Source organism: Collinsella sp. OM08-14AT, assembly GCF_003438115.1.
GTDB lineage: Bacteria > Actinomycetota > Coriobacteriia > Coriobacteriales > Coriobacteriaceae > Collinsella.
Map to the genome: position 1 here is coordinate 49,767 of NZ_QSTE01000008.1, position 20,433 is coordinate 70,199.

23 protein-coding genes and 2 tRNA genes are annotated in these 20,433 nt (G+C 61.7%); all 25 read left to right on the top strand.

The genetic code is table 11. The annotated features are described in order from the left end of the window. The first annotated feature begins 311 nt into the window (after positions 1-311). Complete coding sequence (gene rsgA / locus DXC18_RS05770; RefSeq protein ID WP_199412222.1) at positions 312-1,265, top strand: ribosome small subunit-dependent GTPase A; 954 nt, start codon at positions 312-314, stop codon at positions 1,263-1,265. A 252-nt stretch (positions 1,266-1,517) separates the two neighbouring features. After that, the gene (gene cpaB, locus DXC18_RS05775) at positions 1,518-2,177 is read left to right on the top strand and encodes a Flp pilus assembly protein CpaB (RefSeq protein ID WP_233503148.1); all 660 of its coding nucleotides are present in this window, start codon (positions 1,518-1,520) and stop codon (positions 2,175-2,177) included. After that, the gene (locus DXC18_RS05780) at positions 2,177-3,826 is read left to right on the top strand and encodes a P-loop NTPase (protein WP_117640796.1); all 1,650 of its coding nucleotides are present in this window, start codon (positions 2,177-2,179) and stop codon (positions 3,824-3,826) included. Before cpaB ends, DXC18_RS05780 begins: the two co-directional genes overlap by 1 nt. Further along, entirely contained in the window at positions 3,823-5,151 is a 1,329-nt protein-coding gene (locus DXC18_RS05785; protein WP_006235095.1) for a CpaF family protein, read from the top strand. Before DXC18_RS05780 ends, DXC18_RS05785 begins: the two co-directional genes overlap by 4 nt. Next, a complete protein-coding gene (locus DXC18_RS05790; protein ID WP_117637388.1) occupies positions 5,124-6,050 on the top strand; it encodes a type II secretion system F family protein in 927 nt (308 codons plus the stop codon). Before DXC18_RS05785 ends, DXC18_RS05790 begins: the two co-directional genes overlap by 28 nt. Beyond that, entirely contained in the window at positions 6,047-6,688 is a 642-nt protein-coding gene (locus tag DXC18_RS05795; protein ID WP_117637387.1) for a type II secretion system F family protein, read from the top strand. The genes DXC18_RS05790 and DXC18_RS05795 overlap by 4 nt, the downstream gene beginning before the upstream one ends. A gap of 10 nt (positions 6,689-6,698) precedes the next feature. Further along, a complete protein-coding gene (locus tag DXC18_RS05800) occupies positions 6,699-6,932 on the top strand; it encodes a hypothetical protein (protein WP_117716616.1) in 234 nt (77 codons plus the stop codon). Further along, positions 6,896-7,459, top strand: a complete 564-nt coding sequence (locus DXC18_RS05805) for a hypothetical protein (RefSeq protein ID WP_128620524.1) — start codon at positions 6,896-6,898, stop codon at positions 7,457-7,459. Before DXC18_RS05800 ends, DXC18_RS05805 begins: the two co-directional genes overlap by 37 nt. 1 nt (position 7,460) lies before the next feature. Next, entirely contained in the window at positions 7,461-7,679 is a 219-nt protein-coding gene (locus DXC18_RS05810) for a hypothetical protein (RefSeq protein ID WP_117637386.1), read from the top strand. Then, on the top strand, positions 7,615-8,151 hold the full coding sequence (locus tag DXC18_RS05815) for a TadE/TadG family type IV pilus assembly protein (protein ID WP_117563703.1): 537 nt from the start codon (positions 7,615-7,617) through the stop codon (positions 8,149-8,151). The genes DXC18_RS05810 and DXC18_RS05815 overlap by 65 nt, the downstream gene beginning before the upstream one ends. 76 nt (positions 8,152-8,227) lie before the next feature. Beyond that, positions 8,228-10,288: a hypothetical protein gene (locus DXC18_RS05820; RefSeq protein ID WP_117716617.1), complete on the top strand. Its 2,061-nt coding sequence runs from the start codon at positions 8,228-8,230 to the stop codon at positions 10,286-10,288. Continuing rightward, entirely contained in the window at positions 10,288-10,764 is a 477-nt protein-coding gene (locus DXC18_RS05825) for a TadE/TadG family type IV pilus assembly protein (protein ID WP_117563701.1), read from the top strand. The genes DXC18_RS05820 and DXC18_RS05825 overlap by 1 nt, the downstream gene beginning before the upstream one ends. Then, positions 10,740-11,120 carry a DUF192 domain-containing protein gene (locus tag DXC18_RS05830; RefSeq protein WP_089572686.1) on the top strand — a complete coding sequence of 127 codons (381 nt, stop codon included), beginning with the start codon at positions 10,740-10,742 and terminating at the stop codon, positions 11,118-11,120. Before DXC18_RS05825 ends, DXC18_RS05830 begins: the two co-directional genes overlap by 25 nt. 58 nt (positions 11,121-11,178) lie before the next feature. After that, on the top strand, positions 11,179-11,313 hold the full coding sequence (locus tag DXC18_RS10785; protein ID WP_255413458.1) for a hypothetical protein: 135 nt from the start codon (positions 11,179-11,181) through the stop codon (positions 11,311-11,313). A gap of 130 nt (positions 11,314-11,443) precedes the next feature. Further along, positions 11,444-11,728, top strand: a complete 285-nt coding sequence (locus DXC18_RS05835) for a ribbon-helix-helix domain-containing protein (protein WP_035137167.1) — start codon at positions 11,444-11,446, stop codon at positions 11,726-11,728. A 123-nt stretch (positions 11,729-11,851) separates the two neighbouring features. Further along, positions 11,852-11,924 (top strand) — tRNA-Phe (locus tag DXC18_RS05840). A gap of 294 nt (positions 11,925-12,218) precedes the next feature. After that, entirely contained in the window at positions 12,219-13,280 is a 1,062-nt protein-coding gene (locus tag DXC18_RS05845) for a glycoside hydrolase family 5 protein (RefSeq protein ID WP_117716618.1), read from the top strand. Between the two features lie 6 nt (positions 13,281-13,286). Further along, complete coding sequence (gene rsmI / locus DXC18_RS05850; protein ID WP_117716619.1) at positions 13,287-14,165, top strand: 16S rRNA (cytidine(1402)-2'-O)-methyltransferase; 879 nt, start codon at positions 13,287-13,289, stop codon at positions 14,163-14,165. Between the two features lie 69 nt (positions 14,166-14,234). Further along, positions 14,235-15,836, top strand: a complete 1,602-nt coding sequence (metG, locus tag DXC18_RS05855) for a methionine--tRNA ligase (RefSeq protein WP_117583811.1) — start codon at positions 14,235-14,237, stop codon at positions 15,834-15,836. A gap of 107 nt (positions 15,837-15,943) precedes the next feature. After that, positions 15,944-16,804 carry a 16S rRNA (adenine(1518)-N(6)/adenine(1519)-N(6))-dimethyltransferase RsmA gene (gene rsmA / locus DXC18_RS05860; protein ID WP_117716620.1) on the top strand — a complete coding sequence of 287 codons (861 nt, stop codon included), beginning with the start codon at positions 15,944-15,946 and terminating at the stop codon, positions 16,802-16,804. Continuing rightward, a complete protein-coding gene (locus tag DXC18_RS05865; protein WP_117716621.1) occupies positions 16,794-17,711 on the top strand; it encodes a TatD family hydrolase in 918 nt (305 codons plus the stop codon). The genes rsmA and DXC18_RS05865 overlap by 11 nt, the downstream gene beginning before the upstream one ends. A gap of 43 nt (positions 17,712-17,754) precedes the next feature. Then, positions 17,755-17,841, top strand: a tRNA-Leu gene (locus DXC18_RS05870). A 288-nt stretch (positions 17,842-18,129) separates the two neighbouring features. Further along, a complete protein-coding gene (locus DXC18_RS05875; RefSeq protein WP_055250521.1) occupies positions 18,130-19,068 on the top strand; it encodes an SPFH domain-containing protein in 939 nt (312 codons plus the stop codon). Positions 19,069-19,074: 6 nt separating this feature from the next. After that, positions 19,075-19,545, top strand: a complete 471-nt coding sequence (gene rlmH / locus DXC18_RS05880) for a 23S rRNA (pseudouridine(1915)-N(3))-methyltransferase RlmH (protein ID WP_117563694.1) — start codon at positions 19,075-19,077, stop codon at positions 19,543-19,545. Between the two features lie 73 nt (positions 19,546-19,618). Next, entirely contained in the window at positions 19,619-20,389 is a 771-nt protein-coding gene (proC, locus tag DXC18_RS05885) for a pyrroline-5-carboxylate reductase (protein ID WP_117583807.1), read from the top strand. Positions 20,390-20,433 lie beyond the last annotated feature (44 nt).

Sequence of the window (20,433 nt, forward strand, 5' to 3'; positions counted from 1 at the left end):
GGTCGAGCGTTTGCTCGACCGACTCTTTTTTGTGGGTAAAATACCTGCTCAGTTGTGATTTGTGGTGCTGGGAGGCGCTTGTGGGCAAGGCTAAGGCTAAGGCGAAGAAAAAGACGACGGGGGCGCGGGCTAAGCGCGATCGTCGTCGGAAGCTTGCGACCGAAGCTCCCGCGTCTGCCGAGGAGCTGCTGGCAAGCGTGCCGGGACTCGATGCGCTGCAGGATGTTCCGGCGTTCGACGATCTGCCGGTCGATGATGCTCAGCGGGCTGCCTTCGATGATTTTTGTGCTCGGGCCGAGGAGCCCGAGCAGATGCAGCTTGGTGCCGTGGTGCGCCTGGATCGTGGGTTTCCGCTGGTGGCGACTGCCGATGACACCTTTCGTGCCGAGCATGCCGTGGGGTTTGCCAAGTCGCGTGGCGAGGACGAGGTTCTGCTGCCCGCCGTGGGCGACCGCGTGGCGGTGCGTCGTGCGCCCGGGCACGACATGGGCGTGATCGAGTGCGTGCTGCCACGCCGCACGAGTTTTGAGCGCTGGCGCGGACGCGCTCGCGGCGAGCGTCAGGTGCTTTGCTCCAACGTGGATAGCGTGCTGATCGTGCAGGCGCTCGGCGCCGGCGAGGTACTGCTCGACCGCGTGGCGCGCTCGCTGGTGTTGGCACTCGACTGCGATGCCGAGCCGGTGGTGGTACTCACCAAGGCCGACCGCTGCGACGCCGATGAGCTCGAGCGCGATCTGGACCGTGTGCACCGCTTGGTGGGTCCGGACGTGCGCGTGATCGTGACGTCCTCTGCCGAGGGTCGTGGCCTGGACGAGGTGCGCGCCTGCGTGCCCGCCGGGAGCTGCGCCATGATCTTGGGTGAATCGGGTGCTGGCAAGTCGACGCTGCTCAACGCGCTGCTGGGTCACGATACGTTGGCGACCGGTGGCGTACGTGAGCGCGATGACCAGGGTCGCCACACCACGGTCGCGCGCGTGATGGTGGCGCTGCCGGGCGACGCCGGCGTGATCGCCGATGCCCCGGGTCTGCGCAGTTTGCCGCTCGTGGGTCACGAGCGGGGTCTGGCACGCGCCTTCCCCGAGATTGTCGAGGCATCGCGTGCGTGCCGGTTTGGCGACTGCACGCATACCCACGAACCGGGTTGCGCCGTTCGCGAGGCCGAGGACGCCGGGCAGATCGACGGCCTGCGTCTGGAAACGTTCCAAAATCTGGCGTCATCCATGCGCGTGAGCGCTCAAATGCTCGATCCCGATGTCCATCTGTAATTGAATTTATCTATGACAGCCGTCTCCCAACTGTTCGGGAGACGGCTTTTTTGCTGCGGAAAAGCCTCGAAACATGCAGTTTGCTGACGTGCTGACCAAAACCTTGTCACGAGCTTGACGGGCTGTTCAGCTTTTGGTCAGCGATTGGTTTGACATCGAAAACCAAGATTGCGATTGCGCCGCTTTGCACTCTGGCCGCCCAGACAATGGTGGTACGGGCATTCGCCCGGCACTGCCATGAGAGGAGCGGCCGTGAACAAGAGCAAGCGCATCGCCATCAGTCTGGTCGCGGGCGTGCTCGCTGCTCTGCTCTGTATGGTTTACGGCTCGTCGATCCGCTCGCAAGCCGAACAGGTCCAGGCTGAGACCTTGGCCAAGTACGGTGGCGATCGCGTCGAGGTATGCGTCGCGGCGCGCGATATCGATGTGGGCGAGACCCTCGATGAGACCAATGTCATAACCCAGGAATGGCTGACGAGCCTGCTGCCGCGTGACGCAGCGACCGAGCTGCGCCAGGTGCGCGGCGACGTGACGACTTCGCGTATTCCCAAAAACGCCGTGATCTGCAATGTCTACACCAAGGCCGAGAGCCGCAAGCTCGAGGTGCCTAAGGGCAAGGTTGCCGTTTCGGTGGCGGTCGATGCCGAGCATTCGGTTGGAGGCGCCACGGGCGTGGGCAGCTACGTGGACGTGTACGTGCAAAAGGACGGCGTGACCGATCGGCTGTGCGGCGCGCACGTGATCGATACCAGTGAGGATTCCGGTGCCACGCGCGAGGGCAAGATCGAATGGGTGACGCTGGCGGCTGACCCCGAAGACGTCAAGGAACTGCTGGGAGCCTCGGGCAAGGGAACGGTCAGCTTGACGATTCCCGCCACGGCGCGCGGCAAAAAGAGCGGAGGCGACGAGTGATGAAGGCGATCTGGCTTGCGTGCTGCGCGTGCGGCGATTACGGGCTGTTGCAGCGGGAAGTCGAGGGCCGTGATGTGGGTGCACAGGTGCTTCGCGTGGGTGACCTGGACGGGCTGGTTTCCATGGCGCGGGCGTTTCCGTCGCGCCGCGGGGCTGCCATCATCGCGGCGTCTCTGTTTGATACCGAAGATGTACGCAAGACTGTTGCGCGCCTGACGGCCGAAGGCCGCGTGAGTCGCGTGGTCGTGTTGATAGAAGCGCTCGATCCGTCGGATATCGAGGGGCTGTTTCGCGCGGGGGCGACCGAGGTCATCGCTGCACACAGTATATGCGGCAACGGGCGCGCGGGCGAGGGAGCGGTTGATTCCGATCGGAGCATGACGATTGAGCCCGATGCTTTTGTTGATAGGGAACCCGGGGCGCCTCGCGCTACAAGAGGCCCGCGTGTTGATGATTATGGAAAAGCGGAAGCCGAGCATGGTCGGCGCCCCCGGAACCCCCTTGTATACGATGACGCTGGAGGGCCGGCGCAGCATGCTGGCGATTCCCCGGCTGTAGATATGGGATACGTGCACGGCGTGAATCTGGCGGATGAACTCGATGAAGTTGAGGGCTTTGCCGGGTGCGGCGAGTTGTCGCTGATGCAGCATGAGCAGATTGTACAGAACGAGCCTGCCTCGCAGACCGAACAAGCTGCCATGCCGGCTTGGACGCAGCGTGTGGTTGCGGCGGGGGGGACGGGGGCGCTGCCACCGACGCCCGCCCCGCCGCCTCCGATGCCGCCGGCAGACGCTGCCGCTCCGCCGCATCGAGCTCCGGTCATCTGCGCTATTTCGGGTTCGGGCGGTTGCGGCAAGTCGACGATCGTTGCCGCCATGGCACACACATCGTCGCTGTTGGGCTTGCGTGCCGCCGTGCTCGACCTGGACCTGATGTTTGGAAACCTTTACGACTTGTTAGGCGTCGATGCTCCGCGCGATATGGCGGCACTTATCGAGCCGTCGGCGGCGGGCACGCTCACCGAGCCGGATATCGTAGCCACATCGATGCGCGTGGCGCCGGGCGTTACGCTCTGGGGTCCCGTCGCGGCGCCCGAGCAAGCCGAGCTCATGGCGCGTCCGGTGGAGCTACTGCTTGATGTTCTGCGTCGCGAATCCGACGTGGTCTTTATCGATACCTCGGTCTTTTGGGGCGACGCCGTGGCGGCTGCGGTGGCGGCGAGCGACCGTTGCCTGGTCGTTGGCGATGCGGCGGTGTCGTCCGCGACATCGGCGTCGCGCGTCATCGAACTGGCAAGTCGAGTAGGTGTGCCGCGCACGCGCATGAGCGCCGTGTTCAACCGGTTCGGTGCGCGCGGGGCAGACGAGGACGTCGCCATGCGCTTTGAGATTGCCTGTGCGTTGAGCTCCAAGATTCGTATCGCCGATGGCGGGCAGGATCTCGCCGCGCTCATGGCGTTTGGGCGCGCTGACGAGGCGGTGGGGCAGACCAGCGCTTTTGCGACTAGCATGCGCGAGGCCACGCGCGAGATGCTCGTGGAACTGGGGTGCGCCGTCGGCCCTTGGAGCGATATGGTCGCCGACCGTGCAACGCGTACCGAACGCCCGCGTATCCGCCTTCCCTGGTCGCGCGAGGGTGATCAGCGATGAGCCTGCAAACGAGGATTAAGGCTGCCGGCGCTGCAGCGGCGGCAGCGCCTGTAGATGCGGGGCGTCGCCGCGCGGTGAAACGACGCACCAAGCGCGCCGTGATGGACCGCATGGGTTACGACGAAGTGGCGCGTATCAGCGCCTATATCGACCCGGCACTTGCCCGCTCGGAATTGCGTCCTGCGGTGGAGGCGGCGCTCAATGTTGAGGAGCCGACCGATCTCGCGACGCCCGAGCGCGAAACCATCATCGACGAGATTTTGGATGACGTGGTGGGCTTGGGGCCGTTGCAGCCGCTCATCGAGGACGACACCGTTACCGAGATCATGATCAACGGCTGCCGCTCGGCTTTCTTTGAACGCGGCGGCGTTTTGTACCCCATCGAGCATGCGTTTGAGGATGATGAACAGATCCGTGTGCTTATCGACCGCATCATCTCGCCACTTGGCCGCCGTATCGACGAGCGCAGCCCCATCGTCAACGCCCGCCTCAAAACGGGCTATCGCGTCAACGCGGTGATTCCGCCTGTGGCGATTGACGGACCGATTCTCACCATCCGAAAGTTCTCGGACCGTATCTGCTCGCTGGACGAGCTTGTGGGGCTGGGGTCGCTGCCGCTTTGGTATGCGCAGCTGCTGTCGTGCGCGGTGTCGCTGCGACAGGACCTGGCGGTTGCGGGAGGCACGGGATCTGGTAAGACCACCCTGCTCAACGCGTTGTCATGTGAGATTTCCACCGGCGAGCGCATCGTGACGATCGAGGACTCTGCCGAGCTCAAGTTTGCGCATCATCCGCACGTGGTGCGCCTAGAGGCGCGCGAGGCTTCAATTGAGGGTGAAGGCGCGGTGACGATCCGCGACCTGGTAACTAATGCCCTGCGCATGCGCCCCGACCGCATCGTGGTGGGCGAGGTGCGCGGTGCCGAGTGCTGCGACATGTTGCAGGCCATGAACACGGGCCACGACGGGTCGCTCACCACACTTCATGCGGGTTCAGAACAGGAGACCGTGGTGCGTCTGACGTTGCTTGCACGTTATGGCATCGACCTGCCGAGTGAGCTCATCGAGGAGCAGATTGCCATGGCGCTCGACGGTATCGTGATGTCCGAGCGCCACGCCGATGGCAGGCGCTTCGTCTCCTCGTATTCGGGGGTGCGACGCGCCGCATCGGGCGGCGTAGAGCTCGAGCGCTATGTGACGTTCGATGCCGCCGAGCGCACCTGGACGCTTGACCGCGAGCCGCCGTTTATCGCAGAAGGCCTGCGGTCGGGGACGCTCACACAAGAGGAGGTGGACGAATGGAGATCGCTGTGCCCCTCGTCGTAGGGGGCTTGGCAGGGCTTTCTGTCGCGACGGCGTGCGGGGCGGAACCTCGTGTGCCGCAGGTACCGCCGGCGGAGCTGGCACGTCAGGCGCTCGAGACGGTGGCAGAGAAGCTGCCGCGTGAGCTGGTGGAAAACGATCTGCTGAAAAAGATCGCCCGTTCGTGGGCATCGCTGGCTCCGGCGCATCGCCTTGGCCTCGTGATCGAAGATGCTTCGGGATGTTTGGCGTTTCTGCTGCTATCGAGCGGTGTCTGCTGCGTTTTACTAACGATGGTGTCGTTATCGCCCCTCGGATTTGCCTTGGGACTTGTTGCTCCGTTTGCCGTTGGTGCCGCTCGGGATGGCTTTGAGAGCCGGCGCGAGCAACACGATGCAGAAGAGGCAATGCCCGAGGCGTTTACCGCACTTTCCATGTCGCTTGCCTCGGGACATTCGCTGGCCCAGGGCATGCGCTTTGTGGGCGCTCATGCGCAAGAGCCAGTGCATAACGAGTTTTTGCGGGTGGCGGCGGCGATCGATTGCGGCATCTCGGCGACCGACGCGCTCGATGACTTGCTCGTGCGTATCGACGCCCCCGGTCTTTCGCTTGTGACCTTGGCGCTTAAGGTGTCTCAGCGCACCGGCGCTCCGCTTGCCGACTTACTGTCCGAGGCGTCGAGCATGGTGGGGGAGCGCATTGAGCTCAAGCGCCGCCTGGATGTTAAGACGTCGCAGGCTCGCATGTCTGCGCATATGGTCGCGGCGATGCCGGCGGGCATGTGCGCGGTGTTGGCGCTGCTTTCGGCAGATTTTCGTCGCGGTCTTGCGACGCCTGCCGGCGCGGGCGCTGTGGTGCTGGGTCTTGCCCTCAACGCCGTTGCCCTGGTGGTTATCCGGCGCATTATGCGGGTGGAGCTATGAGCGCCCCGGTTGCAGTTGCGGCTTGCCTGTGCGCCCTGAGCGTATTTGTCGCGACGGGGTTGGATCGGGCGGATGCACGCAAGGTCGCAGGGGCCTGCAAGCGCGAGGCGGTGCTGGTCGCTGCCGCGGGTCGCTCGGTGGTCGATGCTCTGACCGCGCGAGTGAAGGGCGCGGTTGGAGCGGGCGGCCCGGCGCGAGTGTCGCTCGGCGAAGTGTCCGAGATGATCGATGTTGTGCGCTTGGGTCTTTCGGCCGGTCTTTCGTTTGATGCGGCGCTTGAGATTTTCTGCGCCAACCGCCGGTCAGTGCTGGCTCTTCGCCTTGAGCGCGCCTGCATGGCGTGGCAGGTGGGCGTGGGCACGCGTGAGGACGAGTTGTTGGCCGCCGCGCGCGACCTGGACGTGCGAGCGCTCGAGACCTTTGCCATCACGGTGGGGCAGGCGCTCGCCCTGGGTGCCCCACTTGCCGAGACGCTGGCCGCTCAAAGTCGCGAGATCCGTGCGGCTCATCGCGCCGCGGTCGAGCGCGAGATCGAGCGTGCGCCCGTCAAGCTGCTGATTCCCACCGGCACGCTCATCTTGCCGGCGTTGCTTCTGTCCATATTGGGCCCGCTGCTCGGAGCAGGCGGGATGATGTAGGGAGGAATACATGAACACGATGACTGACGCTGCTGGCAATGTCCAGGGCTGGGCGTTTTGCCGGGCGGCACATGTTCGTCAGCGCGCCAAGGAACTATTGCAGGAGGAGAGTGCACAGGGTACCACCGAGTATGCCATCTTGGTCGGCGTGCTCGTGGTGATCGCGATTATCGCCATCGTCGCATTTAAGGGCAAGGTCCAAGATCTATGGAACGCTATCAGCGAGGGCATCAACAGCCTGTAGAGGGCGAGCGTCCCATCGGGGTGCTGCTGGTGTTTGCTTGCCTGACCGTGGCGATAGCGGCGGTGCTTTGGGGGCTTAACGCCGCGCGGCAGCAGCGTCCTGGGACCGCCTCCGATTTGGGCTCAGATTCGGCGGTGGCGTCTCAAAAAGATGAGATGCGAGATGCGGACGATTCGGATGTCGCTGTCACGGCGCAAACCTTTCTGCGGACGCTCGACAAGCGGTCTGGCACTGCGACGGATTCGCCTGAGGGCAACGCGATTGCGGTCCGGCTTGCATGGTCCGAGGACCGACCGATGACCGAAGCGGCGGCGGATATGCTGCGTGCCTATCGCGAGGTACCCACGGCGCAACTTGCTCTGAGCGGCTATCTCGACATCAAGGGAAACGTGTGGGGCGCCATCGTGCGCGACGAACGCGGCTGGGTCGATATGGTGACAATTGCCGCGGATGCTGGCGATGCTTCGTGTCGTCTGCGCGCCGTGCGCCTGAGCCCGCAGGCAACGGACTCAAAGGAGGGATCGTGAAATGCATGATGTCCTGCGTGAGGAATCTGCCCAGGCGACGGTCGAATACGCCATCGTCACGGTGGCGCTGTTATCGATCGTGCTGGCGATCGCGGGACTTTGGCCTGCCGGCACCGATGGGCGCTTGGCGGCGCTGGTTGAGCGGGCGGCATCCCATGGCGTTGCCTCGACGTCGGTTATCGACGCCGCTGCGGCCGCTAAGGACATCGCGTTGTATTGATGCCGCGCGCGAGGACCGGGCGCAGTCTACGGTCGAGGCCGCTTTTTTGCTGCCGACGTTTCTGACACTCATCCTTCTCGCGCTGCAACCGGTGTGCCTGCTCTATACGCGCGCGGTCATGGAGTCTGCCGCCGCCGAGACCGCGCGGCTCATGACCACGACGACGGCGGAGGACGACGATCTTAAGGAGTTCACCCGCCGCCGACTTGCCGCAGTGCCCAACGTTTCGATCTTTCATGCCGGCGGGCCGTTGTCGTGGGATATCGAGCTTGGTCGGGCCGGTGCGGGTGGCGTCTCGTCCGTGTCCGTTTCCGGCGAGGTCAAGCCGTTGCCTGTGATCGGTGCGTTTGCGCAGGCTATGGGTGGTACCGCCGAGGGCGGCTACGTTGAGCTCAAGGTCGATGTCTCGTATCAATCGCGTCCCGAATGGCTGGAGGGAGATTATGATTCGTGGATTGCTGCATGGGATTAGGCGCTGCCTGTTGCGGGTGACGCAAGGGTTTGCGGCCCGCCGTCGACCAGGCGCTCTCCGCAAACGAGGCGGCTTTATGGGTCGAGCCGGTGTCGATCTGTTTATCGAAGACGGCGCCTATACCACGCTTTCTTCTGCCGTGGTCATCCTAGTGGTGCTCACATTGTTGTTTTCGTCGACCGCGGCGATATGGAGCATGTCGCGTGCCGGGGATACTCAGGTGGCGGCTGATAGTGGCGCGCTGGCGGGTGCCAACGTAGTGTCGTCCTATCACACGGCTGCCACGGTGGTTGATGCGAGCATCTTGAGTCTGGGGCTGGCGGGGTTTGCCACGATCGGGACGGGCCTGGTCGCCATCCTCATCCCGGGTGCCGAGCCGGTTGCCGGCAATATGGTCGACACCGGGATTGAGATCATTAAAACGCGCAACAAGTTTGCCAAAAGCGCATCGGAAGGCTTACAGAAAATCGAGACGGCTCTGCCGTATCTGATCGCCGCGCGTGCCACGCAGGCGGTGTCGGCGCAGGATACCGATAGTGTGACCTATACCGGTACGGCGCTTGCCGTGCCCAGGACATCCGAGTCTGACTTCGCTGCGCTCGAGGGGTCCGAGATCTCGACCGATGCCATTAAAGACACATCAGATGATTTAGAGTGTGCGGCCGAGGAGCTGCGGAAGGCTTCTGAGGACACGGCGAAGGCTAAAGAGCGTGCTTGGCTGGCGGATTGTGGTGGGTCTGACAAGGGCTCGGTCGGCAGCTGTTCTTGCATGTGGGAGCGTGCGAAAAGCCTAACGGATCTCTCCGGTGTTCAAAATCCGCATTACTCATCGAGCGTTACGTGGGAGTCCCAAGTTGCCCTTGATCGCGCGAAGGACTACTACCATTGGCGTCTGACAAATGAGAAGCCCCACGGCTCGAGTGTCGAGATGAAGGCAGAGTCTGCGGCGCGTAAGGCGTTTTATACCTATGCGAGCGCGGAGGTCGATCGGGCGCATATAACCGAGAACGGAGACAGGGTTTCCTCCTATATTCCGCTGCTGCCGCGCAACTCTGATGAGGTTCGGGCGACGGAACTCTATACCGATGCGGTGTGGCCGACTAGCGTGAACGATGACAAGGCGTATCTGCATTACGGGACGACCTGCCCTAACTATAAGAAAGGGACGCCGAGCGGATTTGCTTCGGTTGCCGATTACGATGGACAGGATAAATGCAGCAAATGCCATTTTGGCGTTTTGTCGCTTGGTGCTGTTGCGGCGCCTTCAACCTCTATCGAAAACGGCTTCGAATATCACTTCGACGAGTTCAAAAAGGCCTTGGAGGAATACGTCAAATGTCGGAACAAAGAGCTTGAGCTCATGCGTCAGACCGAGGATGAGGCCGACCGTGCGAGCAATGCGTTTGACCAGGCCATTAAAGCGCTTTCGGGCGAGCGTCCGCGTATCGCTCCGCCCGGTCGCAACGGCGTGGTTGCCTTTGCGGTTTCGGGTGCCATCTCGAGCCCCGATGAGCTCAACTCTTCGTTTAACACGGCAGTCAGGCTTGGCGATCGCGGTGCCATCTCTGCCGCGGTGCTGGCGCCCGATGAGGCGACGGCGCAAAACAACGTGCTTTCGCGATTTTTCTCGACATTGAAGGAACGCTCGGGTGGCGTTGCCGGCGTACTCGATGGCGTCATGGATGTCTGGGGACGGCTGCTTGTGGGATACGGAGACATCCAAGGTTCGGCCGACGAACTTATGGACGAGATGATTAAAGGCCTAGGAGGGGGCAGCGGCGCGTTGGGCTCCATCGCATCGTGGCTCGGCGATACCGTTTCGGCGTCCGTGGCGGCGCTGGGTTTGGAACCGTGCGACTTGCGCCTGCGAAAGCCGGTGCTGACTGATTCCGCCAACGTCATTAAGAGCCCGGGGTCTGACATTGCTGGTCTCTCTCAAGCGCAAGACAAACTGCGAAGTATTCCGTTGGGCGTGACCGATCCCAAGGCGCTTTGCGAGGCGTTGGAATATCAAGTCGAACGCACCATCAGCGGTACGGTGTTCACGCTTGCGGAGATTCCTCTGCCCGGCGGCGGCTCCATCCCGCTCACCGTCGATGTCGCCACGCTGGTTGGCGCTCTGGGCGGTGGGTCGTAATGAGTATCCGCATGCGTCTGCGCGAGGAGCGCGCCCAAGCGACGGTGGAGATAGCAGTGGTTACGCCCGTTTTGCTGGTGCTGGCACTCATCGTATACAACGTCATGATCTATGCCAGCGCTGTCGCGCGCTTCGACCGCGTGGTGCCCGACATCGTGTTGGCGCACGCCGTGGCGCCGAGCGGGGAGGGCGACGAAAGCTCTGTCGATGCCTCGGCGACGGTCCGGACTCAAATTCTGAATGCCATGGAAGGCTATGACTTGCAGATCGAAGTGTCGAGCGAGCAAGGCGCGGAGGCATCGGATGGTGGCCTGCTCTCCCTATCCGGTACGTTTAGGACCTACACCTGCACCATGCACTATGAGCCGTGGCCGACTTCTCTCAGCATCGCTGGCGTTCCGCTGGGGGCGCCGACAACGTTGTCGCACGAGCGCGCGGTGACGGTCGATCCATGGCGTCCGGGGGTGGTCATGTGACCGCGGTCTCGTCCTACATCGCCTACGCGCGGGCACTCAATAGGCTGGGCTGGACGCCGGCCGAGTTTGCGGTGGCGGAGTCGTTTGCCGTGCGCCTGCGCGGCATGCTGGGACGGTGTCCGGTTGCCGCCAACGGTCTGCCGCTCGTCATGGCATTTCCACGCTGCTCTTCGGTCCATACGTGTTTTATGGCCTATCCCATCGATATCGCCTTTATCGATGCACGTGGCTATGTCCTCGTATGCTACGAAAACGTACGTCCCTGGCGTATGTGCTCCTGCCCCGGCGCCTGGGCCGTACTAGAGCGTCCTTCAATCATTGTTTCGACCCCTGCTCTCCAACGCGTGCCGGCTTAAGAATTGGCGACAGCGGACTTTCGTCATACGAAATTGGGTAAGATGGAGGAGAAGATGCATGGATGTTGAGATCCATCCCAACGCTAAAAAGCACCTGACGGAAAAGCAGGTGCTTAGCGCTTGGCTTGCGGTTACTGAGTGCATTCGTCGCGAGCCGAAGGACGAGCCGCCGAGATGGCTTGCGATTGGATGACTCCCAGACGGACGAAGCGTGGAGCTTGTCGCGGTCGAGCTTGTCCGTGGGGGCTTATCATTCATGCCTTGTCTCCAGTCCAGAAGAAATTTTGGCAGGAGATTGAACGGGCTCGGCAAAGGGGTCGATGATGGGCAAGACGTATACGGCCGCTAATGGTCAGGTTGTAACGGATGAAATGATTGACGCGTGGTGCGAGTCGTACGAGCGCGGAGAGTTTCCGGATGGCGAACACACCGTTGGTGGGATCGTGCATGGACGGCCCCCACTCTCAGGTGAGGGGACGGCAACGCTGTCGGTCAAGATTCCTCTGGGAATGAAGGAGGCCATTCGTCGACGGGCGGCTGCCGAGGGGATGACGCCAAGTGAGTTTGCCCGTGCGGCTCTGAGCGAAAAACTTCTTGCTGCCGGCTGATGCCTCTGACGTGCCGATTTAAAGAACCGAGGCTGTGCTCAAAAACTTTTTTGAAATTCTCGGTTGACCGGAACGCGTCCTTGGTTATACTAATCAAGCCTTGAAACAAGGCACACCTCAAATGGCTGGGTAGCTCAGTTGGTAGAGCAGAGGACTGAAAATCCTCGTGTCAGGGGTTCGATTCCCTTCCCCGCCACCTTGAATTGACTAGGACCTCTGCAAAGGGGTCCTTTTCTTTTATGCGGACCCGCGGAAAGCGCATCCCATTATTGAGCGAAAGAATGGGATGCGCTTTCCGGCGCTTACTTCCGACGTGCGTGCACATCTCGGCGCACCAGCTCGTGCCCGCTCGCCCCAGACATTCCTCCAGCTTTTGCGCCACTTTATAGACCGTTCGGTCGTCTGTCCGCACGCGCGGGTATACTCAAAACGATACTTTTCCTATGCAATACGATGCAGGCTCAGCCTGCACGATCCGAAGGGGGCAGTGATGGAGAGGATACTCGGCGTTAATCTCTCTGGCTGGTTTATTCCCGAGCCTTGGGTGACCCCGTCGCTATACGCGGCGACCGGTGCATCCAATGCGGCCGAGCTGCAGGAGGCCATGGGCACCGCCGCCTATAACGAGCGCATGCGCCGTCATTACGAGACGTTTGTGAGTGAGGACGATTTTTGCCGCATGGCGCAGATCGGTCTCAATGCCGTGCGTCTGCCGGTGCCCTGGTATGCCTTTGGCTCGCAGGAGTCCGATGCGTCCTACATCTCGGTTGTCGACTACATCGACCGTGCAATTGAGTGGGCCGCCAAGTACGACATCCGCGTGCTGCTCGATTTGGCAACTGTGCCCGGTGGCCAGGGCGATTCCAACGATTCGCCCACCACGCCGGAGGCTGTTGCCGAATGGCATTCGTCCACCAACGGCCGTCATGTCGCACTCGACGTGCTCGAGCGCTTGGCCGATCGCTACGGCGAGGCCGAGAGCCTGCTGGGCATTGAGCTGCTGGACACGCCGCAGATGAGCGTCCGCAAGAGTCTCTTTACCATGACGGATGGCATTCCGGCCCACTACCTGCGCAATTTCTATCGCGATGCCTACGAGCTCGTCCGTTCGTATATGCCCGAGGATAAGATCGTCGTCTTCTCGTCGTCGGGGCATCCCAACGAATGGAAGCATTTTATGCGCGGCGCCAAGTATAAGAACGTCTACATGGACCTTCACCTGTACCATTACCGCGACGAGTATGCGCTCGACATCACGAGCCCCCGCGGGCTGACGACGGCGATTTCGCGTAACAAGCGCGAGCTTAAAGAAGCGATCTCGACTGGGTTCCCCGTGCTGGTGGGCGAATGGTCGGGTGCGGCGATTTTTGCCAACTCGTCGGTTACGCCCGAGGGGCGCAATGCCTACGAGCGCGTGTTTATCGCCAACCAGCTGGCTTCGTTTGCACCGGCTGCCGGTTGGTTCTTCCAAACGTGGAAGACCGAGAAGCGCATTGCGGCATGGGATGCCCGCGCGGCGCTCGGCACGCTCGAGCGCGGCATGATTGAATAGGTTGATATGACGCAAAACAGCGCCCGTACGGGCAAACTTTATATGGTCGGGACGCCCATTGGTAACCTGGGCGACCTGTCCCCGCGCGTCGGCGAGGCATTTGCCGCCGCCGATGCGATCTGCTGCGAGGACACGCGCGTGACCTCAAAGCTGCTGATGCATCTGGGTATTTCCAAACCGCTTGTCCGCTGCGACGAAAATGTCATTGCAAGCCGTGCCGCCGGCCTGGTCGACCGTCTGCTGGCGGGGGAGACCCTTGCCTTTGCCTCGGATGCCGGTATGCCGAGCGTGTCAGACCCCGGTCAGGCGCTGGTCGAGGCGGCGCGCGAGGCCGATGTGCCCGTTGAGGTCATCCCCGGTCCCTCTGCGTGCGTTACGGCGCTCGTGTCGTCCGGCATTCCCTGCGAGCACTTCTTCTTCGAGGGCTTTTTGGGTCGTAAACATGGTGACCGTGTGCGTCGGTTGCAACGCCTTGCCGTGGTGCCCGGTGCGCTCGTCTTCTACGAGTCTCCACATCGCATCGTGGCGACGCTCGAGGCCGTGGCGGAGGTCTTTCCCCAGCGTGAGGTTGCCGTCTGCCGCGAACTCACCAAGCTGCACGAGGAGGTCTTGCGCGGGCCCGCTGACCAGCTTGCCGAGGAGCTGCGTGCTCGCGGCGAGGTAAAGGGCGAGATTGCGCTGGTCATCGCGCCACCGAGCGAGGATGAGGAGGCCGGTATCGTGCCGGTCGGCGCCACGGCAGCGGATCCCGACGAGGCCCTGCGCGAGGATATCCGCGCCGCGCTCGAGGAGGGGGAGCCCGCGTCTGCGGTGGCCAAGCGCCTGTCTCAGAAGTATTCGCGCCGCAAGCGCGATGTCTATGCCATGGTGCTCGATATGCAATAGATGGAGGATATCCAGCCCTTGCGCTAGAATCATCCTCTGTATGCAACGTTTTTCTGGAGGACAAACCCCATGGATCAAAGCAAGCCTTCGTTCTTTATCACGACGCCCATCTACTACGTCAACGCCGATCCGCACCTGGGCACGGCTTATTCCACCATCATCGCCGACGTTCAGGCTCGCTATCGCCGTTCCGCCGGCTATAACGTCAAGTTCCTGACCGGCATGGACGAGCACGGCGAGAAGGTCGCCGAGGCCGCAGCCAAGCATGGCATGACGCCGCAGGAGTGGACCGATAGCCAGGCCCCGCACTTCAAGGAGCTTTGGAGCAAGCTCGAGATTTCCAACGACGACTTCATCCGCACCACCGAGCCGCGCCAGCATCATGCCGTGCAGTACCTGTGGGAGCGCATGAAGGAGTCCGGTTACCTGTATAAGGGCAGCTACGACGGTTGGTATTGCGTGCCTGACGAGACCTACTTCACTGATACGCAGGTCCAGAAGGGCGACGAGGAGTACGGCAGCGTCGGCCAGCATCTATGCCCCGACTGCCACCGTCCGCTTGAGCGCGTCCAGGAGGAGTCCTACTTCTTTAAGCTTTCCGCCTTCCAGGACAAGCTTCTCAAGCTCTATGACGAGCACCCCGACTTTGTCGAGCCTGCGTTCCGCATGAACGAGGTTCGCAGCTTTGTCGAGGGCGGCCTCAACGACCTTTCCGTGAGTCGCACGAGCTTTGACTGGGGCATCCAGGTTCCGTTTGACGAGGGCCATGTGACCTATGTATGGTTTGACGCGCTGCTCAACTATATGACGGCCGTCGGCTACGGTGTCGACACCGACGAGGCGCGTGCCGAGCTGGCCTATCGCTGGCCCGCGCAGTTCCACATCGTGGGTAAGGACATCATCCGCTTCCACTGCGTCATTTGGCCCGCCATGCTCATGGCCATCGGCGAGGCCCTGCCCGAGCACGTCTTTGCCCACGGCTTCCTGACCGTGCGCAATGCCGAGACCGGCAAGGCCGAGAAGATGTCCAAGAGCCGCGGTAACGCCATCGCTCCGCAGGACGTTATCGACATGCTGGGCGTCGAGGGCTATCGCTACTACTTTATGACCGACGTCGTTCCCGGTACCGACGGCGCTATCAGCTTCGATCGCATGGAGCAGGTCTACAACGCCGACCTGGCCAACAGCTGGGGCAACCTTATCTCGCGTTCGCTCAACATGAGCGGCAAGTACTTTGACGGTTGCGCGCCCGCCAAGCCCGCATCGTTCGATGCGTTCGACAACCCGCTGGCAAAGATCGCCGATGGCCTGGTCGACCGCTACATGGCCAAGATGGACGTGCTCGATTACGGCGGAGCCAAGGACGAGGTTATGGAGCTCATCCACGCCGCCAACCACTACATCGAGGACTCCGAGCCTTGGGCGCTTGCCAAGGATGAGGCTAAGGCTGACGAGCTGGCATTTGTGATCTACAACCTGCTCGAGGCCATCCGCATTGCCGCTCACCTGCTGATGCCGCTCATGCCTCAGACCTCTGCCGAAGCCCTGCGCCGCCTGTCCTGCGAGGACGAGGCCGCGAGCGACGACCTCAAGGGCATTTGCGCTTGGGGCCTGCTTGCCGGTGGTCAGCCCGTCGAGAAGGGTGAGCCGCTGTTCCCGCGTCTGGGCTAAGACGCCGCGCGCCATATCGGCAATTTGCTGTTTAGATGTAAGGGCATGGCCGCAACGGTCCATGCCCTTTTGTTTCAAGACGCCGCCATCATGCTAAGGAGGCAACTATGACAACTTCGCCTTTGGCAAACCCCACGGCAACAAGGGAGCTGCTGGAGGAGTTTGGCCTTGCGACCAAGCATCGCCTGGGCCAGAACTTCCTGATCGACAACCATGTAATTGAGCGCATTTGCGAGCTTTCCGAGCTCACGGGCGATGAGCGCGTGCTCGAGGTTGGCCCGGGCGTTGGTACGCTCACGCTCGCGCTGCTGCAGGAGGCGGCGTGCGTCACGTCGATCGAGGCCGATCCCGAACTCGAACCGGTGCTCGATGCCCATGCCGCCGACTATGCCAACTTCCGCTTTATCATGGGCGACGCGCTCAAGGTGACGACGGGGCAGATTGAGCAGGCTGCAGGCGGTGAGCCGACGGTATTTGTCGCGAACCTGCCCTATAACGTGGCGGCGACGATCATCCTGCAGTTCTTCCAGACGATGCCCGCGCTCAAGCGTGCCGTGGTCATGGTTCAAAAGGAGGTTGCCGATCGCATTGCCGCGGTGCCGGGTAACAAGACCTGTGGCGGCTACACGGCAAAGCTCGGCCTGTATGCGCAGGTTACGGGTCGCTTTGAGGTGCCGCCACGTTGCTTTATGCCGGCACCGCACGTGGACTCGGCCGTCGTGCGTATCGACCGTGTTGACGGCGTGGCGCCCGAAGGACTCGATCGCGAGTTTGTGGCCCGCGTGATTGATGCTGCATTTGCTCAGCGCCGCAAGACCATCCGCAATTCCATGAGCGCCAACGGCTTTGCCAAGGACGTGCTCGACGCCGCCTTTGAGGCTTGCGGTATCGCACCCACCACGCGCGCAGAAACGCTTGATGTTGCCGACTTTATCCGCCTGGCTCAGGAGCTCATCCATGATGCCTAATGCCGAACGCGTGACGTTTACCAAGAAAAAGAAGACGGTTGCTTGTCCCGTGCCCTTGGCACCGCTTGCTGACACGCATGCGCATCTGCTTTCGTTTTGGGGGAAAGAAGTGCCCGAGACGCTCGTGCGCGCCAAAGCCGCGGGCGTCGACCTGTTGGTGACGATGCTCGACCCCATCGCCGACAAGCGCAGCGTGACGGACTATAGCGACTGGCTCGTGCGCGAAATTCTGCCGATGCGGGATATTCCGCAGATCAAGTATCTCGCTGGCGTTCACCCCTATGGCGCGCCGGATTATACCGATGACATTCACGCGCAGGTTGTTGCTGCGCTCGATGACCCTTTGTGCGCCGGTATCGGCGAGATCGGTCTGGACTACCACACGGATTACGACGACGACATCGCGCCGGCGCCCCACAGTGTGCAGATTGATTGCATGGCGCGTCAGCTCGAAGTTGCCGTGCGCCGCAATGTGCCGGTGGAGCTGCACCTGCGGCACGAGGACTCGGATGGGGAGCGCACCTCGCATATGGATGCGTACAACGTGCTGCGCGAGGTGGGTGTGCCTCAGGCCGGTTGCGTGCTGCACTGCTTTGGCGAGGACCGCGCCACGATGGAGCGCTTTGTGGAGCTGGGCTGCTATATCGACTATGGTGGTGCGGCCACCTTTAAGCGCAACGATGACGTGCGCGAGGCATTTGCGGCGACCCCGCTCGACCGCATTTTGTTCGAGACGGATTGCCCGTATATGGCGCCGGAGCCCATTCGCGGTCTTGAATGCGAGCCAGCAATGATCTCCATTACGGCAAACGCGCTGGTTAACGACCGTGTCGATCGCACTGGTGAGGACGCCGAAACAATCGCGCATGCCGCTTGGGAAAATGCCTGCAAACTTTTTCAAAAATAGTTCTTGCGTTCGCGGTGGCGCTCCGTTATTCTAATTCCTGCACGCGGGCGTGGCGGAATTGGCAGACGCGTACGGTTCAGGTCCGTATGGGGGCAACCCCATGAAGGTTCAAGTCCTTTCGCCCGCACCATTGATTGAAAGAGCTCCCAGCAATGGGGGCTTTTTTGTTATGTGCCCATCGCAGGGACTTGAACCTGTGAAGGAGCGAGCGTCAAGAAAACGCGGAGCGTTTTTAGCGAGCTGGCGAGTCCGCCGGCAGGCGGGCGAAGCCGGTGCGGATCCGCGAAGCGGATACGCGGACGTCCTTTCGCCCGCACCATTGATTGAAAGAGCTCCCAGCAATGGGAGCTTTTTTGTTATGCACGATCTCCTTGGACGGGTATCCTAGTACCAACGTGTGCCTATCAGAGGAGAGACCATGCTATTTTCCGGTATCATCGCCGCCCTTACCAGCCTTTTGATTCCCATCATCATCCTGTTGTTGCTGCTCCCCAACGCCTGCTACGTCGTTGAGCAGCAGCACGCTGTGATCATCGAGCGCTTGGGTAAGTTCAATCGTATCGTCAACGCGGGCTTCCACGTGAAGGTGCCCGTGATTGACCGCAAGGCCGCCACGGTGAGTCTGCGCACCATGAAAAATGGTTTTGGCATCGACGTTAAGACCCAGGACAACGTGACCATTGGCCTTGAGGTCTCCGCTCAGTACCACGTGAGCTATGACATGGGCGCCGGCCCGGCAGATTCGGGCATCTACAAGAGCTACTATATGCTGCAGGAGCCCGTCGACCAGATGCGCGACTTCATCACCGACGCCCTGCGCTCCTCCATCCCCGTCTACACACTCGATGAGGTCTTTGCCAAGAAGGATGACATCGCCAAGGATGTCAACGCTACCGTTTCCGAGCAGATGGCCGCCTACGGCTTCACCCTCGTGTCGACGCTCATCACCAAAATCGCACTGCCGACCGAGGTTGAGAACTCCATGAACGACATCAACGCTGCCCAGCGCAAGCGCGCTGCCGCGCAGGAGCTCGCCGAGGCCGACCGCATCAAGCGCGTCACCGAGGCGACCGCCGAGGCCGAGGCTATGGAAAAGGCGGGCGAGGGCATCGCCAACCAGCGCAAGGCCATCGCGCTGGGTATCAAAGATTCGCTCGAGATCATCCAGGAGACGGGTGTCGGCAATGACGAGGCCAACCAACTGTTCATGTTTACGCAGTGGTCCGAGATGATGACGGAGTTCGCTCGCACGGGTAAAACCTCGACGGTCGTGCTGCCGAGCGACTTTTCGCAGTCGGCTTCGATGTTCGAGCAGATGCTGGCCGCCGGCAAAGTTCAAAACGATTCGAAGGAGTAGACGCGCGTGAAATACACCGTCGTTTGCGTCGGTAAGCTCAAGGAGCGCTTTTGGAAGGACGCGTGCGCTGAGTACACCAAGCGCCTAGGTGCCTATGCCAAGGTGGATATCCGCGAGGTGGCCGATATCGACCCGGCTAAGGCGGGCGGCGTGGATGCCGCGCGCGACAAGGAGGGGGCGGCGATTCTTGCCGCCTTGCCATCTCGAGCGCATGTGATCCTGCTGGCTATCGAGGGCAAGGAGCGCTCGAGCGAGGAGTTTTCGGCGAGGCTCGACGATCTTATGCTGCGAGGCAGCAGCGACATTGCCTTTGTAATCGGCGGTTCGGACGGCGTGAGCGATGACGTGCGCGCACGAGCCGACGAGATGCTCAGCTTTGGACGCATTACCTTGCCGCATAACCTGGCGCGTGTGGTGCTGCTGGAGCAGATTTACCGTGCCTGCAAGATCAGTCGTGGCGAGCCGTATCACAAATAGGTCGGCAATACGAAACAATGGCGTGGGACAATACCTTTCGTTTTGAGGAATGTGTCTGAAAGGACTATGCGATATGAAGATTGGATTTGTCGGTTTTGGCAATATGGCGAGCGCTATGGCCGATGGCTGGATCGCTGCCGGTGTAGCTGCGAGCGACATGTGCGCCTGCGCGGGTCGCTACGACGCACTGGTTGAGCGCTGTGAGGCGCGCGGGATGGCCGCTTGCCACGATGCCGCCGAGGTTGTCGCCGCATCCGATATCGTGGTCGCTGCGGTCAAGCCGTACATGATCGAGAAGGTATTCGCCCCGCTCAAGGATGCTCTTGCCAAAAAGGTCGTTCTGTCGGTTGCCTGGACCTGGGACAGTGCCAAGTGGGAGCAGGTCCTGCCGGACGTCGCGCATATCTCGACGGTGCCCAACACGCCGGTTTCAGTGGGTGAGGGCGTCATCGCCTGCGAGAAGGCTTCGACGCTCAATGACGAGCGGCGCGCTGTGGTGCTCGATCTACTTGGCAAGCTTGGCACGGTGGTTGAGCTCGACACGAGCCTGCTGTTCGTGGGCGGCACGGTGGGTGGTTGCGCTCCGGCATTTGTCGCTATGGCAATCGAGGCCCTGGGCGATGCGGCGGTCAAGCACGGTATCCCGCGTGCGGATGCTTATCGCATTGTGAGCCAGATGGTGCTGGGTACGGCAAAGCTGCAGCTTGCAACTGGCCAGCATCCTGCGGCGATGAAGGATGCCGTATGCTCGCCCGGTGGTGCCACCATCAAGGGCGTCGTTGCGCTCGAGGACGCCGGCATGCGCAGCGCCCTGGTCAAGGCAATCGACGCAACCCTCCAGTAAAACCGACCAAAAAAGGGACAGTTTATTTTGGCAGGTTTTTCCTG

Coding starts and splice junctions, on each gene's coding strand:
- rsgA (WP_199412222.1), top strand. CDS start 312: ATGCAGCTTGGTGCCGTGGTGCGCCTGGATCGTGGGTTTCCGCTGGTG.
- DXC18_RS05780 (WP_117640796.1), top strand. CDS start 2,177: ATGAAGGCGATCTGGCTTGCGTGCTGCGCGTGCGGCGATTACGGGCTG.
- DXC18_RS05785 (WP_006235095.1), top strand. CDS start 3,823: ATGAGCCTGCAAACGAGGATTAAGGCTGCCGGCGCTGCAGCGGCGGCA.
- DXC18_RS05790 (WP_117637388.1), top strand. CDS start 5,124: ATGGAGATCGCTGTGCCCCTCGTCGTAGGGGGCTTGGCAGGGCTTTCT.
- DXC18_RS05795 (WP_117637387.1), top strand. CDS start 6,047: ATGAGCGCCCCGGTTGCAGTTGCGGCTTGCCTGTGCGCCCTGAGCGTA.
- DXC18_RS05800 (WP_117716616.1), top strand. CDS start 6,699: ATGAACACGATGACTGACGCTGCTGGCAATGTCCAGGGCTGGGCGTTT.
- DXC18_RS05805 (WP_128620524.1), top strand. CDS start 6,896: ATGGAACGCTATCAGCGAGGGCATCAACAGCCTGTAGAGGGCGAGCGT.
- DXC18_RS05810 (WP_117637386.1), top strand. CDS start 7,461: ATGCATGATGTCCTGCGTGAGGAATCTGCCCAGGCGACGGTCGAATAC.
- DXC18_RS05815 (WP_117563703.1), top strand. CDS start 7,615: ATGGCGTTGCCTCGACGTCGGTTATCGACGCCGCTGCGGCCGCTAAGG.
- DXC18_RS05820 (WP_117716617.1), top strand. CDS start 8,228: ATGGGTCGAGCCGGTGTCGATCTGTTTATCGAAGACGGCGCCTATACC.
- DXC18_RS05825 (WP_117563701.1), top strand. CDS start 10,288: ATGAGTATCCGCATGCGTCTGCGCGAGGAGCGCGCCCAAGCGACGGTG.
- DXC18_RS05830 (WP_089572686.1), top strand. CDS start 10,740: ATGGCGTCCGGGGGTGGTCATGTGACCGCGGTCTCGTCCTACATCGCC.
- DXC18_RS10785 (WP_255413458.1), top strand. CDS start 11,179: ATGGATGTTGAGATCCATCCCAACGCTAAAAAGCACCTGACGGAAAAG.
- DXC18_RS05835 (WP_035137167.1), top strand. CDS start 11,444: ATGGGCAAGACGTATACGGCCGCTAATGGTCAGGTTGTAACGGATGAA.
- DXC18_RS05845 (WP_117716618.1), top strand. CDS start 12,219: ATGGAGAGGATACTCGGCGTTAATCTCTCTGGCTGGTTTATTCCCGAG.
- rsmI (WP_117716619.1), top strand. CDS start 13,287: ATGACGCAAAACAGCGCCCGTACGGGCAAACTTTATATGGTCGGGACG.
- metG (WP_117583811.1), top strand. CDS start 14,235: ATGGATCAAAGCAAGCCTTCGTTCTTTATCACGACGCCCATCTACTAC.
- rsmA (WP_117716620.1), top strand. CDS start 15,944: ATGACAACTTCGCCTTTGGCAAACCCCACGGCAACAAGGGAGCTGCTG.
- DXC18_RS05865 (WP_117716621.1), top strand. CDS start 16,794: ATGATGCCTAATGCCGAACGCGTGACGTTTACCAAGAAAAAGAAGACG.
- DXC18_RS05875 (WP_055250521.1), top strand. CDS start 18,130: ATGCTATTTTCCGGTATCATCGCCGCCCTTACCAGCCTTTTGATTCCC.
- proC (WP_117583807.1), top strand. CDS start 19,619: ATGAAGATTGGATTTGTCGGTTTTGGCAATATGGCGAGCGCTATGGCC.